The following is a 17,921-nucleotide window of genomic DNA, read 5'->3' on the forward strand; positions in this document are numbered from 1 at the left end:
AAAAGTTGAGGTGCGGGGTTTTTGAGGAAATCATGTCGCCATAAAGGCGACTAATTAATGATCTTCTTTGGCGTGATTTAGGCTATATCTTGGAATTTCGACTTCAAGATCTTCGTCGGTCACTCGAGCTTGACAACTTAAACGACTATGAGGCTCAACGCCCCAAGCTTTATCGAGCATGTCATCTTCTTGTTCATCACTCTCTTCAAGTGAATCAAATCCTTTTCGAACTATACAGTGGCAAGTTGAACAAGCACAAGACATCTCACAAGCATGTTCAATTTCAATGTCATTGCGCAAAGCAACTTCTAAAATAGATTCGCCTTCTTCTGCCTCAACAGTTTTTCCTTCAGGACAAAGATCAGCATTTGGTAAAAAGGTAATTTTTGGCATAATAATCTCATTGGTTAAATATCATCAACGCTATGCCCGGTTAAGGCATGGCGTATTGATCTATTCATGCGTTTTGCTGCAAAAGTTTGCGTTGCATTATCAACATGTTTAATTTCTTGCTCAATCAAATAATAATCATCAGATCCAGTCGCTTGCTGTAATTGATTTTTAGCCTGTAATATGAGGTTAAGTTCCTCTTCATTTAATAAATCAGCATCTTTATCTAAAGCACTTTGCAAGGTTTCAAGAACTCGTGCTGCTTCCACTTTCTGCTCTGCAAGCATTCTTATTTGTTTATCTTGATTTGCATAATTGATTGAATCTTGAATCATGGTCGCAATTTCATTTTCTGTCAGTCCATAAGATGGTTTAACTTGAATTGCTGCCTCAACTCCTGTCGATTTTTCCATTGCAGTGACACTTAATAGGCCATCAGCGTCAACTTGAAAGGTAACTCGAATATGAGCTCCACCTGCTGGCATAGGAGGAATGCCCCTTAAAGTAAATTTTGCTAATGATCGACAATCATTAACACTTTCTCGTTCACCTTGTAAAACATGAATCATCATAGCCGTTTGGCCATCTTTAAATGTGGTAAATTCTTGTGCTCTCGCACACGGTATTGTGCTATTACGAGGGATGATTTTTTCCACTAAATCTCCCATCGTTTCAATGCCTAATGATAAAGGAATCACGTCAAGCAATAACATATCCGAATCAGGCTTATTGCCAACCAGTATATCCGCCTGTATTGCTGCACCAATGGCAACAACTTTATCTGGATCTATTGAAGTTAAAGGTTCGGTTTCAAAATAATGACCAACCAATTGTCTTACTAATGGCACTCGTGTTGAACCACCGACCATCACAACTTCACTAACTTCTTCAACATTAATTTGAGCATCTTTTAATGCTCGACGACAAACCGCCAACGTTCGTTTGACTAAAGGTTCAATTAGCGTTTTAAATTGCTCACGCGTTATAGTTAAAGATTGACCTTCTATGTTGACTAAAACAGAATCTTTCTGGCTTAGTGCAATTTTGACTTTAACCGCTTCATCAATAATTTTTTGGTTGATATGGGGATCAGTGTTATTTTCTAGACCGACTTGTCTTTTTAAATAATCTGCAAGTAGTCGGTCAAAATCATCACCGCCAAGCGCAGAATCGCCCCCCGTTGCTAAAACTTCAAATACCCCTTTATGTAAGCGCAAGATAGAAATATCAAACGTACCACCACCTAAATCATAAACAGCAATCACCCCTTCTTTGCCTGAATCTAAACCATAAGCAATCGCGGCAGCGGTTGGTTCATTCAATAATCTTAAAACATGCAGTCCAGCTAATTTAGCTGCATCTTTAGTTGCTTGTCTTTGCGCATCATCAAAATAAGCCGGTACGGTTATTACCGCCCCATCAATTTCACTTGCTAAACTCTGCTTAGCACGTTCAGCTAAAGCAATCAAAATTTCAGATGAAACTTGTACGGGATTAACTTGTTGATTAGGTAAATTTAATAAAGGAACACCATTATCAGTTTGGGAAAACGTATAAGGAAAACGCGAAATATCAATATCAGATAAGCTTCTGCCCATTAAACGTTTTATAGAACTAACAGTATTTAATGGATCACTTGCCGCATTAGTTTTAGCATTTTTTCCGACAGTTATAATAGTATTATCATCATGATCAACACCATAATGCACAACTGAAGGCAATAAGGCATCGCCTTCTAAATCAGGCAATACTTCGGATTGTCCGCTACGAACTGTTGCGACTAAGGAATTAGTTGTTCCAAGATCGATACCAATTGCTACACGACGCTGGTGAGGTTCTGGTGTTTGCCCTGGTTCACTAATCTGTAATAATACCATTTGATCTATCTCTAATTGATGTGTGACTTAATCTTAAATTATAAAGCAAATTGCTTTTCTTGTAACTTTTCGATTTGTTCAATCAACCTAGCCAGATAACGGATTTTATAGATTTGATTAAGTGCGGTTTGCCAATCTTGTTTCGAAATATAATCCAATAATTGCTGATAGACTTGTTTTTTTCGTTCTGAAATTTCCGAATAAAAATTATCTAAAAGATCAAGATTATTTTGGCTTTCAATATCATCCAATTTTTCTCGCAAACTGAATTGTTCCATTAAAAAATCAGCATCGTGAATAATATTCTGTTCTGTAGCAACATCAAATCCCTGCAAAGATAACAAATATTCAGCCGCTTTTATCGGATTTTTTAATGTTTGATAGCCATCATTAATCATTGCCGACTTCTGAATAATTGCCACTTTTTCATTATCAGCTACCTGAGCGAAATTATCAGGATGATATTGCCGTTGTAACTGTTGATAGTTGACCGTTAACTGGCCATTATCAATTGGCAATTTAATCGGTAATTGAAATAATTCAAAATAATTAGTCAAAATTCATGTCCCAACTAAACATTAAAGCTTTCGCCACAACCGCATTCATTCTTAGAATTAGGATTATTGAATTTAAAGCCTTCGTTTAGGCCTTCTTTGACAAAATCAAGCTCTGTTCCATCAATATAAACTAAGCTCTTTTTATCAACGATAACTTTGATATCTTTATCTTCAAATACACTATCATCGTCATTAATAGCATCAGCAAATTCTAGGACATAAGCCATGCCTGAGCAACCAGAGGTTCTCACTCCTAATCTGAGTCCAACCCCTTTACCTCTATTAGCTAAGAAAGCTTGAACTCGATTGGCTGCACTATTAGTTAATGTGATTGCCATCAACGTTGTCCTTTTTTGGATTTATAATCATCAATTGCCGCTTTAATTGCGTCTTCGGCTAAAATTGAACAGTGAATTTTAACTGGTGGCAAGGCAAGTTCTTTAGCGATATCTGTGTTTTTAATCGCTTCAGCTTCATCTAACGATTTACCTTTGATCCATTCAGTCACTAATGAACTTGAAGCAATGGCGCTACCACAACCATAAGTTTTGAATTTAGCATCTTCAATAATACCATCATCATTAACTTTGATTTGTAATCGCATTACATCGCCACACGCTGGGGCGCCAACCATTCCACTACCAACATTAGGATCATTTTGATCGAAAGAGCCAACATTGCGGGGATTTTCATAATGATCGACGACTTTATCACTGTATGCCATAATTTGCTCCTAATTTTAATGGGCTGACCACTTAATTTTTGTTAGATCAACACCATCTTTAAACATTTCCCAAAGTGGAGAAAGATCCCTTAATTTACCGATAGAATCTTTAATTAACTTAATAACATAATCCACTTCTTCTTCGGTACTAAATCGCCCAAGTGAGAATCGAATTGAGCTATGTGCAAGTTCATCGTTAAGTCCTAATGCTCGCAATACATAAGATGGTTCTAAACTTGCAGATGTACATGCAGAACCTGATGATACTGCTAAGTCTTTTAAAGCCATCATAAGTGATTCACCTTCAATATAAGCAAAGCTTACATTTAAGATATTAGGAACACTATGCTCTAATGAACCATTAAGGTAGACTTCTTCGATATCTTTTAGACCATTCCATAAACGGTTTTTTAATGCCAAAAGGCGGGGCATTTCTGTAGCCATTTCTTCTTTGGCTATGCGATAAGCTTCGCCCATACCAACAATTTGATGAACTGGTAATGTACCAGAGCGCATACCGCGTTCATGACCTCCACCATGCATTTGAGCTTCAATGCGCACACGAGGTTTACGTCTAACATAAAGTCCACCAATCCCTTTTGGTCCATAGATTTTATGTCCAGAAAATGACATAAGATCGACTTTTAATTTAGACAGATCAATTGGCAACTTACCAACACTTTGGGTTGCATCAACATGAAATACAATACCTCTTTCACGACACATCTCACCAATTTTTTCGATATCTTGAATAACGCCAGTTTCATTATTAACGTGCATAATAGATACCACTGTTGTATCACTACGCATTGCCGCAGCTAATTTATCAAGGTTAAGTATACCATCTGATTCTGGCGCTAAATAAGTAACTTCATAACCTTCTCGTTCTAATTGACGACAAGTATCAAGTACGGCTTTATGTTCAGTTTTACAGGTAATAATGTGTTTACCTTTAGCTTGATTGAAATGTGCTGCACCTTTAATGGCTAAGTTATCTGCTTCTGTCGCTCCTGATGTAAAAACAATTTCTCGTGAATCTGCACCAATTAAATCAGCAATTTGGTTACGTGCTATGTCAACAGCTTCTTCTGCTTGCCAACCAAATTTATGAGAACGTGAAGCGGGATTTCCAAAAACACCATCCGGTGTTAAATACTGCATCATTTTTTCAGCTACTCTTGGATCAACAGGCGTAGTGGCTGCATAATCCATATAAATAGGTAATTTCATTAATTACTCCCAATTACAAATTCTGTATTCTATTTCTTTAATTAATTCTGGCGTGATGGAGATGACTTTGTCGATTTGCGACAGCTCTTACTTCCTGATTATTCACTAGTTCGCTTAATGTGATGCTGGTCAAAAAATCGTTTATTCGTTCACTTAAATCATTCCATAAACTATGAGTAAGGCATCTTACACCTTTTTGACATCCAGTATGCCCATGGCATCTGGTTGCATGAACAGTTTCGTCTACTGCTTTAACAATCGAACTAATCGCAATTTGATCCATACTACGGCCAAGTACATAACCACCGCCAGGACCTCTTACACTTGAGACTAGACCATTTTTACGCAACCTAGAAAAAAGTTGTTCTAAATAAGATAGTGAAATTTCCTGACGTTCTGAAATATCAGCAAGTGATACAGGGCCGGAACCAGAATGCAGCGCTACATCTAACATAGCTGTAACCGCATAACGCCCTTTTGATGTCAATTTCATTAATCATTCCTCTATATTTAATAATAAATATTTTATATATCCTTTAATTTTAGTCAAGTATTTAGTTGACTATTTTAGTGGGAATTAAGTTATCAGTTCATCATCGACGAAATATAACCAAATATGCTAATCTAATAGGCTGATTTGATACTGGAGTTAAGGAATGAATTTAGTAATACGTTGGTGTTTAATATCAAGCACTTTATTGGCAAACAGTCTATTTGTAGAAGCATCACAACATGAGTTGCGCCAAAATTATCAAAGATGGCAAAACACCTATCAATCATTAAACTATGATGAGCAACAAGCATTACTAAAACAATTAAATAATTACTCACTTTATCCTTATGCGGCTGTGCAGTTTTTTCAAAAAAATATCAAAACGGTACCACCACAACTCGTCAGTAGTTTTGTAAAAAAATATGATGACTTTCCATTAACTTCATCATTAACTCAAGCTTATTTGAATGAACTATCAAATCGTAAAGATTGGAATGCCATAGTCACTTTTCCTAAAGACAATTCAATTAGCTCTAATTGTCGATATCAATATGCAAAATTACAAAAAAATAATGACAAATCGGTTTTAGATAGTGTCGAATCGCTATGGTTAACGGGTAAAGAATTACCTTCAGCCTGTGATCCATTGTTGGATGCATGGTCAAAAAGTGGAAAACGTACATCAAATCTTATTTTATCTCGTATTGAGCTTGCGTTTGAAAGCAATAATTTAAAACTTGCTCGTCATTTAACCAACTTATTAGATGACAATAATCAAACAAATTATTTATTGGCCGTGCTTGATAATCCAAGAAAACTTGACGAATTTTCCAAAAACATTAAAACCAGCACATTTACCAAAAAAATAGTCTTAGCATCTTACCCTCGTTTGGTCAAAGCCGACAAAAATCTTGCGGCAGCATTGTTACCACAACTGATAAAAAAACAGAATCTAACTGATGAGGAACAAAATAGATTACAAAGTAGCTTAGCAAATAGCTATTTTAGTGATTCAGTAACAACAGAACAGAGCAAATGGCGAGATAATTACCTAACTAAAAGCCATGATACTGCATTAGTTGAAAAACGTATTCGCATGGCTATTGATGCAAATAACTACAAAGATATTGCTCATTGGATAAAACAATTAAAGCCAGAAGACCAATTAAAAGAAGAATGGCAATACTGGCAAGCCAGAGTATTACTTAAAAATAAGAAAACCAATGAAGCCAAAAATATTTTAAAAACATTGAGCAACAACCGAGGTTTTTATGGAATGATAAGTGCTCAAGCACTTAATCAACCATATATAATCAACAATTTATCTAAAAAACTGCCAACAACAGAAGTAAATTCTTTGAAAGCCAAATATGATCAAAAACCATTTGCCATTCGAATCAAAGAGCTAAGGTTTTTAGGTATGCTAGCGGAATCAAAACAAGAATGGCGTTATATACTTAAAGCAAAAGAAAATGAATATCTCGATTTAGCTCAATATGCTTACCATAAGGGCTGGGGAGATCTTAGTATTCAAGCAACAATATCTGGAAAATTATGGGATAATTGGACAGAACGATTACCTATCATGTACAAAAAGCTATATAATGAAGCTTTAAAAGATAAAGCTATTCCGCTATCTTACGCTTTAGCCATCACGCGTCAAGAAAGTGCTTTTGATGCAGCAATACAGTCTCCTGTCGGAGCAAGTGGCTTAATGCAATTAATGCCAGCAACAGCAAAAGAAACGGCCAAAAAAGTCACCAACATTAGCTATAATTCACCAAACCAATTATTTGAGCCTATGACTAATGTACAATTAGGCACTTATTTTCTAAACAGCGTTTATTTACAAAATGATAACAACCGTATTTTATCTTCAGCAGCCTATAATGCAGGTCCAAGCCGAGTAAAAAAATGGTTGAATAATAGCAACGGAAAGCTTGATGCAGTCGAATTTATTGAAAGTATTCCTTTCAATGAAACACGAAATTATGTCAAAAGTGTATTAGTATATGATTATATTTATCAGCACATTTTAGGGGAACAAACCCCACATATACTGACAAAAAAAGAATTTAATAGACAATACTAATGGTGCATTACATGAAAACTAAAGAATGGAACCAAACGGTTGAAATATTACACCAAGCATTTAATAACGGTTATTCATTAGATATTTTAAAACTACTGATGACATCTGATGAACGTGATGCTTTAATTACACGAGTCAAAATTGTACGCTCATTACTTGATGGATCAATTAATCAGCGCCAGCTTAAAGATCAATTGAAAATCGGTATTGCAACAGTCACCCGAGGTTCAAACAGTTTAAAAGAAGCAACACCTGAATTTAAAGCATGGCTAGAAAAGATTTTATTGAACTCTAATGACTAAAAACTATCGTCAATATTCATGACGATAGCATGTTATAACGATAGGTTTGATTGAATATTGACTTCTTCATCCGCCACAACAGGGACACAATAATCACATTCCATGCTAAGGATATCTTCAAAACATTTTACAGAATCATCATGGTGATTATGATGGATTTCAATTAAACAGCTTGAACTACGCAATCGCACTTTTAAGGCTGGCATCGCCGCTAAATGGACTTGAGAAATAAAATCACTAAAATTTTCTGGTGGACCGATATATTTAAAACAAAGATATAAACCACCTTCACTAACAAAAGGCTCAATATGCTCCAAATTGTTATTGTGATCTAAAGCAATGGTATATAAAAGTTCTTGCTCATTAGCATTATCTTTACTTTTTAAAATACGACTAAAAGCAAAGATTTTGTCGGGTAAACATTCACTCTTGTTCTCATAATGAGACAGATAATTATGAAAAAACTGCGATCTTAATTTATTTTCTTCATCTAAAATTTGGCTCAAATTACAGTTATTCTTATATGAAATTCCCCAAAATGTTTGCTTTGGCATATTAACAAATTTAGGTTCAGGTAAAGAGAGTCGATTTTTATTTAATTCAATAGCCGGGGTTAAGCCAGTTGGATCCCAAAATTCACCTCGTCGATAGCTGGCTGGTGTTTCATTAAATTGCTTTTTAAAAGATCGGGTAAAAGTTTGTTGTGAATCAAAACGATATTGCATAGCAATATCTAAAATAGGTTTGCTTGTCATTCGCAAAGATAATGCCGCATAAGTTAATCTGCGGTGACGAATATAAGTACCGAGCACTTGACCGGTTACTTCTTTAAACATCCGTTGTAAATGCCACTTTGAATAACCTGATTTTTGGGCAACATTATCAATAGATAAGGGCTGCTCCAAATTTTTTTCAATCCAAACGATAAGATCTGAAATAATACTAACTTGATTCATAAAACCCCATCATAAAGTGAATTGGCAGACATCATGCGATTATGACTTAATCCCAGCAATAAGCAAGATTTAAATCGAAAAATTTTTAACAATAAGAATGGCTTCCCGCTTGATGTTCAGTAATATCTTTAACGCCTGCTAATTCAGGGAATTCCGCAAGCAATTGCTTCTCAATACCCTCTTTTAAAGTAAAATCAACCATTGAACAACCATTACAACCACCACCAAATTGCAATATAGCATAATTATCTTCAGTCAATTCCACTAAGCTAACATGGCCGCCATGACTAGCTAATTGAGGATTAACCTGAGCTTGAATAACATAATTAACGCGCTCAATTAATGGGGCATCATCCGCAACCTTTTTCATTTTTGAATTTGGCGCTTTTAAAGTTAACTGTGAACCTAATTCATCTGTCACATAATCAATCACGGTTTCTTCTAAAAAAGGTGCACTAATTTCATCGATATAAACAGAAAAACCTGCTTGTTGTTCTTCTTCGATATCACCATCTTCAACAGTATCTGCCGGACAATAGGAAACCCCACATTCAGCAGATGGCGTGCCAGGATTAATAACAAAAACCCGAATTTGAGTACCATCAGGCTGATTAGCAAGCAATTTTTTAAAATGTTGTTGAGCTGATTCAGAAATGGTAATAATAGACATAATCCCTCACTTTGACACGATTGACATTGATAATCCTCAACATCATCGATAATAGTTGACTTACTCTCTTGGTTATTATAGGGGGTGTTTTGGATTTTACAAGACGGTCCGACACAAACAAACTACCTGCACATAAGCGGCACCACTCTCTTTTAATTGCTGGCTAATAACATTTATCGTATTACCGGTAGTAACAATATCATCAATAAGCATTACCGATTGATTGGTTAAATCAGAGTGACATCGAAAAAGTGTTTCTACATTACTCATTCTTTGCTTAAGCGATAGGTTCTTCTGATCGCGAGTTGCAAATTTTCGCGACAATAGGTAAGGCTTAAATTCTCGATTTAACCATCTAGCTATTGGCTTAGCCAATAATGCCGCTTGATTAAAACCTCTAGACCAATAACGAAAATGGTGTAAAGGGACACAAGTCACAATGTCAGGTTTAGCAAGACCATCACTTAATCGACGTTGATACCAGGCTAAAAACATTAACCTAGCTAATGCGTTGGTTAATTCGATTTTATTATGAAATTTTAAATGTTGAATTAATTTTTTTAATGGATCGATATAGCCTGTTACAGCCACCATTTCATCCCAATAAGGTCTTTTCTCTCGGCATCGATAACATTCATTTGTTGATAATGAGTGAGGAAGGCAGCATTGATGGCAAACTTTATTAAGCTTCGGTAAGTTTTCTATACATTGACTGCAAATTCCATGGTGAGATAGCACCAAAGGCATATTACATAAAATACATCGCATCATCATTCATAAAAAAGTTGAGGAACGGGGTTTTTGAGCTAATTAATGGATTAAAAATAGTCATAAAGAAGAATATCAATTTAATAATATTCTGGATTATAGTGAATATAAGTCATTTTTTACTGGTTTAGAAAAATATTGCGATTTACCACACAAAATTTTAATTGATTTTGCATATTTATGATTTCAATTAAACCAATATTAGGTATAATTTGCCGGCAATATAATAATAAGGATTCATAAAATGAAAAAAATCAAAGTGTTATTTATAGGAATATTATTAACCCTCTTTTCAACCATTACTTTGGCTGATACTAAAGTATTAATTCAAACCAGCATGGGCGATATTGAAGTTGAGTTAGATAGCGAACATGCTCCAATCACTACGAAAAACTTTCTTGATTATGCTAATAGTGGTTATTACGAAAATCTAACATTCCATCGTGTCATTCCTGGATTTATGATTCAAGGTGGTGGTGCTGATGATCAATTAAAATTTAAAGAAACTAAACAACCCATCAAAAATGAAGCTAATAATGGCTTAAAAAATGATCGTGGAACTATCGCAATGGCAAGAACCAATGCTGTAGATAGCGCAACTAGCCAATTCTTCATTAATGTTGTGAATAACGATTTCCTCAACTACCAAGGACCAGAAAAATATGGCTATGCTGTTTTTGGAAAAGTCACCAAAGGAATGGATATTGTTGATAAAATTGTGAATGTACCAACTAAACGTATGGGACCACATCAAAATGTGCCTGTTGAGCCAGTTTATATTAAAAAAGTTACAGTTGTTGAAGATAAACAATAAGTTTATTTAAAACCAATAAATATTTCATGCAAACCATCTTAATGATTTAAGGTGGTTTTTCTCAAATCATCAAATAATAGTATTATTTTTCTAATTCGTCACAAGCCTTTTGAAAAGCTTGATCACAAGACTGCTTGAAATACTCTTTAGCTAACGATCTATTTTGCTCCACTCCGTTACCATTATAGTACATGATAGCGACATTGTACTGTGAAAAAGGATTACCTTGTGCTGCCGCTTTTTCAAACCAGAAAAATGCCTTTTGTTTATCCGCTTCGGTTCCTTCACCATTAAAATACATAGCTGCTAAATTGTTTTGAGCATTTAAGTAACCTTGTTCTGCAGCTTTAGTGTACCAAAAAAGAGTTTTTTGTTTATCCTGCTCAATTCCATCGCCTTGATAATACATCTGCGCTAAATTGAATTGGGCTTCAAGGTGACCTAGTTCTGCCGCTTTAGTATACCAATAAGCTGCTTTTTGTTTATCTTGCCCAACGCCTTTACCCTCATCATATACAAGTGCTAAATTGAATTGAGCATTAGGGTTATTTTGTTCTGCTTCTTGATGACATTGAGCGAAAAACTTTTCAAAATTTATTTTATGAAAATTTAGTTCGCACAGGCTAGCGTGAACGGCGGGAAAAAATAATAATATAATCCATAATATTTTTTTCATGGCTTTCCTTATTTCACTATAATCAACAATAGCTTAATTAGAAATTTAGTACCTATAAAATTATTGATAAATATTATAAATAATTCTTAAATTCACCTTTAATTATCAAGATTAAAGATAATCAAACGCTTTTCAATTAATTGAAATAAATGCTTTTGTGTAAAACTATCTTCATATTGAAGATAGTTTTTCTAATTTATTTAATTATTTCTACAAAGTATTATCACAAGCAATTTGTAGCCCCAATGAACAAGCTTGTTTTAGATACTTTTTGGCTAAAGCTTTATCTTTTTCAACACCTTCGCCCTCATAGTACATAACAGCTAAATTATTCATTGATTCAGCTTTGCCCTGATCTGCTGCTTTTTTATACCAAAATGCTGCCTTTTTCTTGTCTTGAGCTATACCATCACCTTCATCATACATAATAGCTAAATTATGCTGAGCATCGGCATCACCTTGTTCTGCCGATTTTGTATACCACAATACAGCTTTTTCTTTATCTTGCTCTACACCCTCGCCATCATCATACAGAACCGCTAAATTAAATTGCGCATCAGAGTCACCTTGTTCAGCACTTTTAGAGTACCAATTAAAAGCTTTTTGTTTATCTTCTTCAGTACCTTCGCCTTTATCATACATAACCCCTAAATAAAACTGTGCAACAGAATCACCATTCGGTGCTTCTTTTGTACATGCCTCAAAAGCTTTTTCAAAATTTTCTTTTTCAAATTCTGTTTTACAATCACTTGCATAGACAGAAACTGAAAATAAAAGGGGTATCAGTGTTAATAACTTTTTCATACTATTCCTCATTCCTTATATATTTATAAATAATTTAGCGATTCAATTTTATTACAATTTAATACAATTTGCTTAATAAATTAGCAAGTGTTCTTATACCAATACCTGTTGCACCTGTTGCCCATAATGCGGTTGCGCTTTTACGAAAGGTTGCTGAACAGTCAATGTGGAGCCAATTTTTTTTATAATTTTTAATAAAATAGGATAAAAATGCCGCTGCTGTACTTGCACCAGCGGTGTTCGGTAATCCAGAATTTGCCATATCTGCAAACGAAGATGGGAATTGGGCTCGATGAAAATCAGCTAATGGTAATCGCCAAAAGGCTTCATGTTCAGCTTGACTACTTGCTAATAACTGATTAGCAAATTTGTCATCAAATGAAAGTAATGATTGATAATCATTACCTACAGCAATCTTTGCTGCCCCAGTAAGGGTTGCACAATCAATGATATAATTGGGGTTATCATTATCAGCACTAATTAATCCATCAGCCAAAACCAAACGCCCTTCGGCATCGGTATTATCAACTTCCACTGTTTTACCATTACGATAACGAATGATATCGCCAAGTTTGAAAGCGTTACCACTTACCAAATTATCTGCACAGCATAAATAAAGTTTGATACGGTGTTTAACTCCACGTGCAATCGCAAGGGCTAGAGCCCCTGTCACCAATGCTGCTCCCCCCATATCCGATCGCATTGATTCCATAAAACTACTTGGTTTTAAGCTATATCCACCTGAATCAAAAGTAATTCCTTTGCCAACTAAGCAAGCAATGATTGGTGCTTTAGGATTTTTAGTAGGATTATAATCAAGCTCAAGCAAGGCAGCCGGTCGTTGAGACCCTTTGCCAACTGTGTAGATCCCCATATAATCTTGCTCTTTTAATGCTTCACCTGAAATAATGTTATAAGCTACATCAGAGGAATAATGGCTAATTAAGTTTGCACTTTGCGTTGCCAGTTCGAAAGGGCTTAATGTTTCCGCTTGTTGATTAACAATGTCTCGACACCAATCAATAATGGCTAAGCGATTTTTTAGTTCTTGTTTATCTTTATTACTTAGCTTTGGCCAACTGATTTTATTATTATTCTTGGCATTACGATAACCCATCCAAAAATGCCAACATGACTCTAAATCCCAATTGTCACCACTCAATTTAACCGATCTAATACCTTGATTATCTAGTTTTCGTGCAGCTCGTTGAATAGCACCATGCCGATGCTCAGGTCGATAATGAATAATAACAGCATCTTCTGAAAAACTGAGTAATGCATCTTTACCCCACTTTGATGGAGCAGGTTTTTCCGAAAGTAATATAGATAACATCGACATAATAAATTCCTCAAGCAATAATAATGCGAAAACAATGAATCAATTCTAATCAGAAACATGCTAATATAGCAAGCAAAGTTAAGCATAAATAAGGACCTATAATGACATCAGTTGTACCGATCAAAAATGGAATTAATTTTCGTGACTTAGGTGGAATTAAAACTAGTGACGGTCGCCAAATTCGAACTGGAATGTTGTATCGTTCAGGTGAGTTTTCACGCCTAAATGATGATGAAAAAGATTTTTTATCTGATGAGCTTAATTTACATTATGTCCTAGATTATCGCGATCAACATGAAATCGATCGTCATCCAGATAATCTTTGGAACAATAGCCAATATATTAATATCCCTGCCAATCCATTAAGTGATGAATTTACGGCAAGTTTAACGAGTGAACAAGGTAAGGATATTTTTGTGTTAAAAAAATACTCACCGTTTGATTTTATGGTTAAGCTTTATCAATTGTTACCTTTTAATAATCTCGCGTATAAAAAGTTAACATCACTATTACTTAATGCTAACGGAAGACCTTTAGTCCAACACTGTGCTGTAGGTAAAGATAGAACTGGTATCGGTGTCGCTTTAACCTTATTTGCATTAGGTGTGAGTGAAGAAATTGTTATGCAAGATTATTTGCTTACCGAACGCTATTTAAACGACTATCGTGAAGCCGTACTTAGCGAAAATAAAAGTAAATTATCGCCAGAAGAACTTGAAAAACATAAGATCATCTTTGCGGCTAAAAAAGAGTTTTTAACCGCAGCTATTGAGGAAATAAAAAAACGTTATGACACTATCGATAATTGGTTAGCAAAAGAATATCAATTGGACGATAAAAACAGAAAAATTCTTCAAGATATTTATTTGATTTAAATTAGCTTAATGTTTGGACAGCCACCTTACGTTTATCAAAAAGCTGTCAGTAAGTAATTGCTAATGCATTAAGATTGTAAGACAAAATTTGTGATAGGTTTATCATGATTTACAGCAAGATGAACTGGTGCCTGTTGTTGATAATGATAATAAAAATGCTGACCAAACGGCGCGCTAATTAATTGGTTTTCAATATCTACTTTTACCAATTTCATTTGCCAAACCCCTTTGGCATATAGTTTAAGTGCCGATTCTTTTAATGTCCAAAGTTGCCAAAACGCGTTTAAAGTATCACTCTGCGCTAACATCCATTGATATTCATCATTAGCAAAAAAACTTTTGGCAACATTCAGATAATTTTGACGTTGTCGAGAAACTTCAATATCGAGCCCAACTTTACCATTAAGCGAAATTGCAACTGCTACCCAATCTTGGCTATGGCTGATATTAAAATCAGGAAGATGACTATCTAAAAAGCCTGGGCGATTATTGTCGGCAATTATCATCGTCGGCAAAGTATCAATATGGCAATACTGTTTAAGCAAACTCGCTAATATTGAACGGCAAGCTAAAAACTGTTTTTTACGTGTTCCATTTAACGATTCCGCATCATTAATCACTTGTGGTGATAACAGAGAATAATTTAATTCCACCGAATCTAAATGGGCAAGTTTGACAATTACCATGTGTGTAAGCCAGTTTAAACAAAAATTATTTTTTACTATTTTAACAGCATGCTATGCTAACTGTTATCGAAATTTATCAGATCACTAAGGATGCATCATGTCATTACAAACAAAATTAGTTCATGCTGGTCGAAAAAAACGCTATACCCAAGGTGCAGTCAATTCCGTTATTCAGCGAGCTTCATCGCTAGTTTTTGATTCAATCAAAGCAAAAAAAGAAGCAATGGAAAATCGTACTAAAGGGGCTCTATTTTACGGTCGTCGTGGCACTTTAACTCATTTTGCTTTGCAAGATGCCATGGTAGAAATAGAGGGAGGAGCAGGCTGTTATCTATATCCTTGTGGAGCAGCAGCAATTGCAAATGCCATTTTAGCTTTTGTAAAAGCAGGAGATCATATTCTGGTATCAGAAGCCAGTTACGAACCAACCCAAGAATTTTGCGAGCATATACTTAAAGATTTTGGAGTGGAAACCGATTATTTCCCGCCACTCATTGGTCGATATATTACTAAATATATAAAACCGAATACTAAAGTGGTATTTCTTGAATCACCAAGTTCAATTACCATGGAATTGCATGATGTGCCTGCAATTGTTAAAGCAATCCGCAGCGTGAATCCAGAAATTGTGATTATGATGGATAATACATGGGGAGCAGGTGTTTTATTTAAAGCATTAGAGCATGATGTTGATATCTCAATTCAAGCCGGTACTAAGTATTTAATTGGTCACTCAGATGCCATGTTAGGAACGGCTGTTGCCAATCAACGCTGTTGGGATAAATTACGTGAACGTTCTTATTTAATGGGGCAAATGTGTGATGCAGATACCGCTTATATGGCAGCACGAGGATTGCGAACTTTAGCCGTTAGATTAAAACAACATCATGAAAGCAGTATAAAAGTGGCAAATTGGTTAGCTAATCACCCCAAAGTGGCAACCGTTAATCATCCAGCACTTGAGAGTTGTAAAGGACATGAGTTTTTTAAACGTGATTTTAGTGGCGCCAGTGGTCTATTTTCCTTTGTACTTAACGATCATTTAAGCGAAGTGCAATTATCTGATTTCTTAGATAATATGACTCACTTTTCAATGGCATATTCATGGGGTGGATTCGAATCACTGATATTGGCCAACCAGCCCGAAGATCTGGCAAAAATACGACCAATATCCGGCATTGATTTCACTGGTACGTTAATCCGATTACATATCGGTCTTGAAGATCCTGATGATTTAATTGCCGATTTGGCTGCTGGTTTGGATAGAATCAAACTACATAAAAACAAGGTTAATGCATTACAAAGTTTAGTATAAATGGATAGCAGATGGGTCATCAAACAAAGAGCGACAATGTGATTGAACAAACTATTTTACAACATCTAAACGGTCGGCAATCGCTACTAGTCGCTTTTAGTGGTGGGGTCGATTCAACCGTTTTAATGCAAGCATTAGTCAATTTAAAGCGACAGTTGCAAAATTTACAACTCAGAGCAATTTATATCCATCATGGTTTGAGTCAAAATGCCGATAATTGGGCTGAACATTGCAAACAACAATGCCTAGTTTGGCAAGTCCCTTTGATTATTGAAAAAGTCAAACTTGATAAAACAGCAGGCAATATTGAAGAACAAGCTAGAGAAGCCCGTTATCAAGCCATTTATCAACATTTAAAAAATAATGAATTTTTATGTACTGCTCAGCATCTTGATGATCAGAGTGAAACTTTTTTTCTAGCCTTAAAACGTGGCAGTGGTCCAGCGGGATTATCAAGTATGCCACTTGAAAATGGTCAACACCTTCGACCATTACTCACAATTTCACGTCAAGAAATTGAGCAATATGCCAATCAACACCAATTAAGTTGGATAGAGGACGAAAGTAATCAAGATGATCATTATGATCGCAACTTTTTACGTTTAAATGTTCTACCAACACTTAATCATCGTTGGCCTCATTTTTCACAAATGGTCGCTCGCAGTGCAGAGTTATGCCAACAGCAAGAAGCATTAATACATGAAATTTTATTTCCAGAATTTAAAAACATTATTGGTGATAAGAAGCAACTTAACCTTCAACCATTATATGATTATTCAGAATATAAACGTAATGCAATATTGCGAATGTGGTTCAAAGAGCAACATATTGGAATGCCAAGCCAAAAGCAACTTTCACTAATTTGGCAAACGGTTATTCAAGCTAAACAAGATGCTAATCCGCGATTTATTTTGCATAATTGGCAAATTCGCCGATATCAAAATCAGCTCTATTTGTTACCTTTGTATCAAGATACTGAGCAACAAATTTTACCTTGGGATTTAACCGCTTCGCTAACGTTGCCGGATAATTTAGGTATATTGCAGCCCAATTACCAAACCGATTTAATTTGTCGTTTACCACAAAATGATGAAACCGTATCAGTCCGATTTCATGCTCAAGGGCAATTTCAAATTGTTCAACGCCCGGGATCGCGCTCGATAAAAAAATTGTGGCAAGAGCATCATATTCCACCATGGATGCGCACGCGTATTCCCTTAATTTATTATAATGAACAACTCATTACCGCAGTTGGGGTATTTGTTACTGAGCAAGGTAAAGGATCACAAGTTGGGTTTAACCTTATAAATAAAAAATAAGGAGACAATCCGTCTCCTCAATTTACAAAATATC

20 protein-coding genes are annotated in these 17,921 nt (G+C 35.3%); 6 read left to right on the forward strand and 14 right to left on the reverse strand.

Features of this window, described 5'->3' with window-relative positions; genetic code table 11:
• Positions 1-54: 54 nt before the first annotated feature.
• The 7 genes from fdx to iscR are packed head-to-tail and all read right to left on the reverse strand — an operon-like array spanning position 55 to position 5,271.
• A complete protein-coding gene (fdx, locus tag J3U27_RS06375; protein WP_065562946.1) occupies positions 55-393 on the reverse strand; it encodes an ISC system 2Fe-2S type ferredoxin in 339 nt (112 codons plus the stop codon).
• A 14-nt stretch (positions 394-407) separates the two neighbouring features.
• Positions 408-2,267, reverse strand: a complete 1,860-nt coding sequence (hscA, locus tag J3U27_RS06380) for a Fe-S protein assembly chaperone HscA (RefSeq protein WP_267377077.1) — start codon at positions 2,265-2,267, stop codon at positions 408-410.
• A 38-nt stretch (positions 2,268-2,305) separates the two neighbouring features.
• Entirely contained in the window at positions 2,306-2,824 is a 519-nt protein-coding gene (gene hscB, locus J3U27_RS06385) for a Fe-S protein assembly co-chaperone HscB (protein WP_065562948.1), read from the reverse strand.
• Between the two features lie 14 nt (positions 2,825-2,838).
• Positions 2,839-3,162, reverse strand: a complete 324-nt coding sequence (gene iscA, locus J3U27_RS06390; RefSeq protein WP_065562949.1) for an iron-sulfur cluster assembly protein IscA — start codon at positions 3,160-3,162, stop codon at positions 2,839-2,841.
• Entirely contained in the window at positions 3,162-3,548 is a 387-nt protein-coding gene (gene iscU / locus J3U27_RS06395) for a Fe-S cluster assembly scaffold IscU (RefSeq protein WP_065562950.1), read from the reverse strand. The genes iscA and iscU overlap by 1 nt, the downstream gene beginning before the upstream one ends.
• Before the next feature lie 15 nt (positions 3,549-3,563).
• Entirely contained in the window at positions 3,564-4,778 is a 1,215-nt protein-coding gene (locus J3U27_RS06400) for an IscS subfamily cysteine desulfurase (RefSeq protein ID WP_065734977.1), read from the reverse strand.
• Between the two features lie 37 nt (positions 4,779-4,815).
• A complete protein-coding gene (gene iscR / locus J3U27_RS06405; protein WP_267330548.1) occupies positions 4,816-5,271 on the reverse strand; it encodes a Fe-S cluster assembly transcriptional regulator IscR in 456 nt (151 codons plus the stop codon).
• A gap of 163 nt (positions 5,272-5,434) precedes the next feature.
• On the opposite strand from iscR, the gene sltY reads away from it, so the two are divergent.
• Both sltY and trpR read left to right on the forward strand, forming a co-directional pair.
• Complete coding sequence (gene sltY / locus J3U27_RS06410) at positions 5,435-7,363, forward strand: murein transglycosylase (protein WP_267377078.1); 1,929 nt, start codon at positions 5,435-5,437, stop codon at positions 7,361-7,363.
• A gap of 11 nt (positions 7,364-7,374) precedes the next feature.
• The gene (trpR, locus tag J3U27_RS06415; protein WP_218058433.1) at positions 7,375-7,665 is read left to right on the forward strand and encodes a trp operon repressor; all 291 of its coding nucleotides are present in this window, start codon (positions 7,375-7,377) and stop codon (positions 7,663-7,665) included.
• 32 nt (positions 7,666-7,697) lie between these two features.
• On the opposite strand, the gene robA is transcribed toward trpR, so the two are convergent.
• From robA to J3U27_RS06430, 3 genes are all read right to left on the reverse strand, one after another.
• Entirely contained in the window at positions 7,698-8,621 is a 924-nt protein-coding gene (gene robA / locus J3U27_RS06420) for an MDR efflux pump AcrAB transcriptional activator RobA (protein WP_065562955.1), read from the reverse strand.
• 85 nt (positions 8,622-8,706) lie between these two features.
• Positions 8,707-9,285: a Fe-S biogenesis protein NfuA gene (gene nfuA / locus J3U27_RS06425; RefSeq protein WP_065562971.1), complete on the reverse strand. Its 579-nt coding sequence runs from the start codon at positions 9,283-9,285 to the stop codon at positions 8,707-8,709.
• A gap of 102 nt (positions 9,286-9,387) precedes the next feature.
• Positions 9,388-10,059 (reverse strand): phosphoribosyltransferase family protein, encoded by a 672-nt coding sequence (locus J3U27_RS06430; RefSeq protein ID WP_267377079.1) that lies wholly within the window; start codon positions 10,057-10,059, stop codon positions 9,388-9,390.
• Between the two features lie 244 nt (positions 10,060-10,303).
• Between J3U27_RS06430 and J3U27_RS06435 the strand changes: the two genes are divergently transcribed.
• Positions 10,304-10,873 (forward strand): peptidylprolyl isomerase, encoded by a 570-nt coding sequence (locus J3U27_RS06435; protein ID WP_220225316.1) that lies wholly within the window; start codon positions 10,304-10,306, stop codon positions 10,871-10,873.
• A gap of 82 nt (positions 10,874-10,955) precedes the next feature.
• Here J3U27_RS06435 and J3U27_RS06440 read toward each other — a convergent pair whose 3' ends face one another.
• The 3 genes from J3U27_RS06440 to pepB all read right to left on the reverse strand — a co-directional run bounded on the left by J3U27_RS06440 (position 10,956) and on the right by pepB (position 13,692).
• Complete coding sequence (locus tag J3U27_RS06440; RefSeq protein ID WP_065734982.1) at positions 10,956-11,549, reverse strand: tetratricopeptide repeat protein; 594 nt, start codon at positions 11,547-11,549, stop codon at positions 10,956-10,958.
• A gap of 210 nt (positions 11,550-11,759) precedes the next feature.
• Positions 11,760-12,353, reverse strand: coding sequence for a tetratricopeptide repeat protein (locus tag J3U27_RS06445; protein WP_065734983.1), 594 nt, complete (start codon positions 12,351-12,353; stop codon positions 11,760-11,762).
• Positions 12,354-12,411: 58 nt separating this feature from the next.
• Positions 12,412-13,692: an aminopeptidase PepB gene (gene pepB / locus J3U27_RS06450; RefSeq protein ID WP_267377080.1), complete on the reverse strand. Its 1,281-nt coding sequence runs from the start codon at positions 13,690-13,692 to the stop codon at positions 12,412-12,414.
• A gap of 101 nt (positions 13,693-13,793) precedes the next feature.
• On the opposite strand from pepB, the gene J3U27_RS06455 reads away from it, so the two are divergent.
• Complete coding sequence (locus tag J3U27_RS06455) at positions 13,794-14,567, forward strand: tyrosine-protein phosphatase (RefSeq protein WP_267377081.1); 774 nt, start codon at positions 13,794-13,796, stop codon at positions 14,565-14,567.
• 68 nt (positions 14,568-14,635) lie between these two features.
• On the opposite strand, the gene J3U27_RS06460 is transcribed toward J3U27_RS06455, so the two are convergent.
• A complete protein-coding gene (locus tag J3U27_RS06460; protein WP_267377082.1) occupies positions 14,636-15,253 on the reverse strand; it encodes a 4'-phosphopantetheinyl transferase family protein in 618 nt (205 codons plus the stop codon).
• 97 nt (positions 15,254-15,350) lie between these two features.
• Between J3U27_RS06460 and metC the strand changes: the two genes are divergently transcribed.
• Both metC and tilS read left to right on the forward strand, forming a co-directional pair.
• Positions 15,351-16,568, forward strand: coding sequence for a cystathionine beta-lyase (metC, locus tag J3U27_RS06465; protein ID WP_065734987.1), 1,218 nt, complete (start codon positions 15,351-15,353; stop codon positions 16,566-16,568).
• Positions 16,569-16,579: 11 nt separating this feature from the next.
• Positions 16,580-17,887, forward strand: a complete 1,308-nt coding sequence (gene tilS, locus J3U27_RS06470; RefSeq protein WP_267377083.1) for a tRNA lysidine(34) synthetase TilS — start codon at positions 16,580-16,582, stop codon at positions 17,885-17,887.
• The last annotated feature ends 34 nt before the right edge of the window (positions 17,888-17,921 follow it).

The sequence above is a fragment of the Gilliamella sp. B2911 genome, assembly GCF_026536965.1.
In the GTDB taxonomy this organism is placed as follows: domain Bacteria; phylum Pseudomonadota; class Gammaproteobacteria; order Enterobacterales; family Orbaceae; genus Gilliamella; species Gilliamella apicola_E.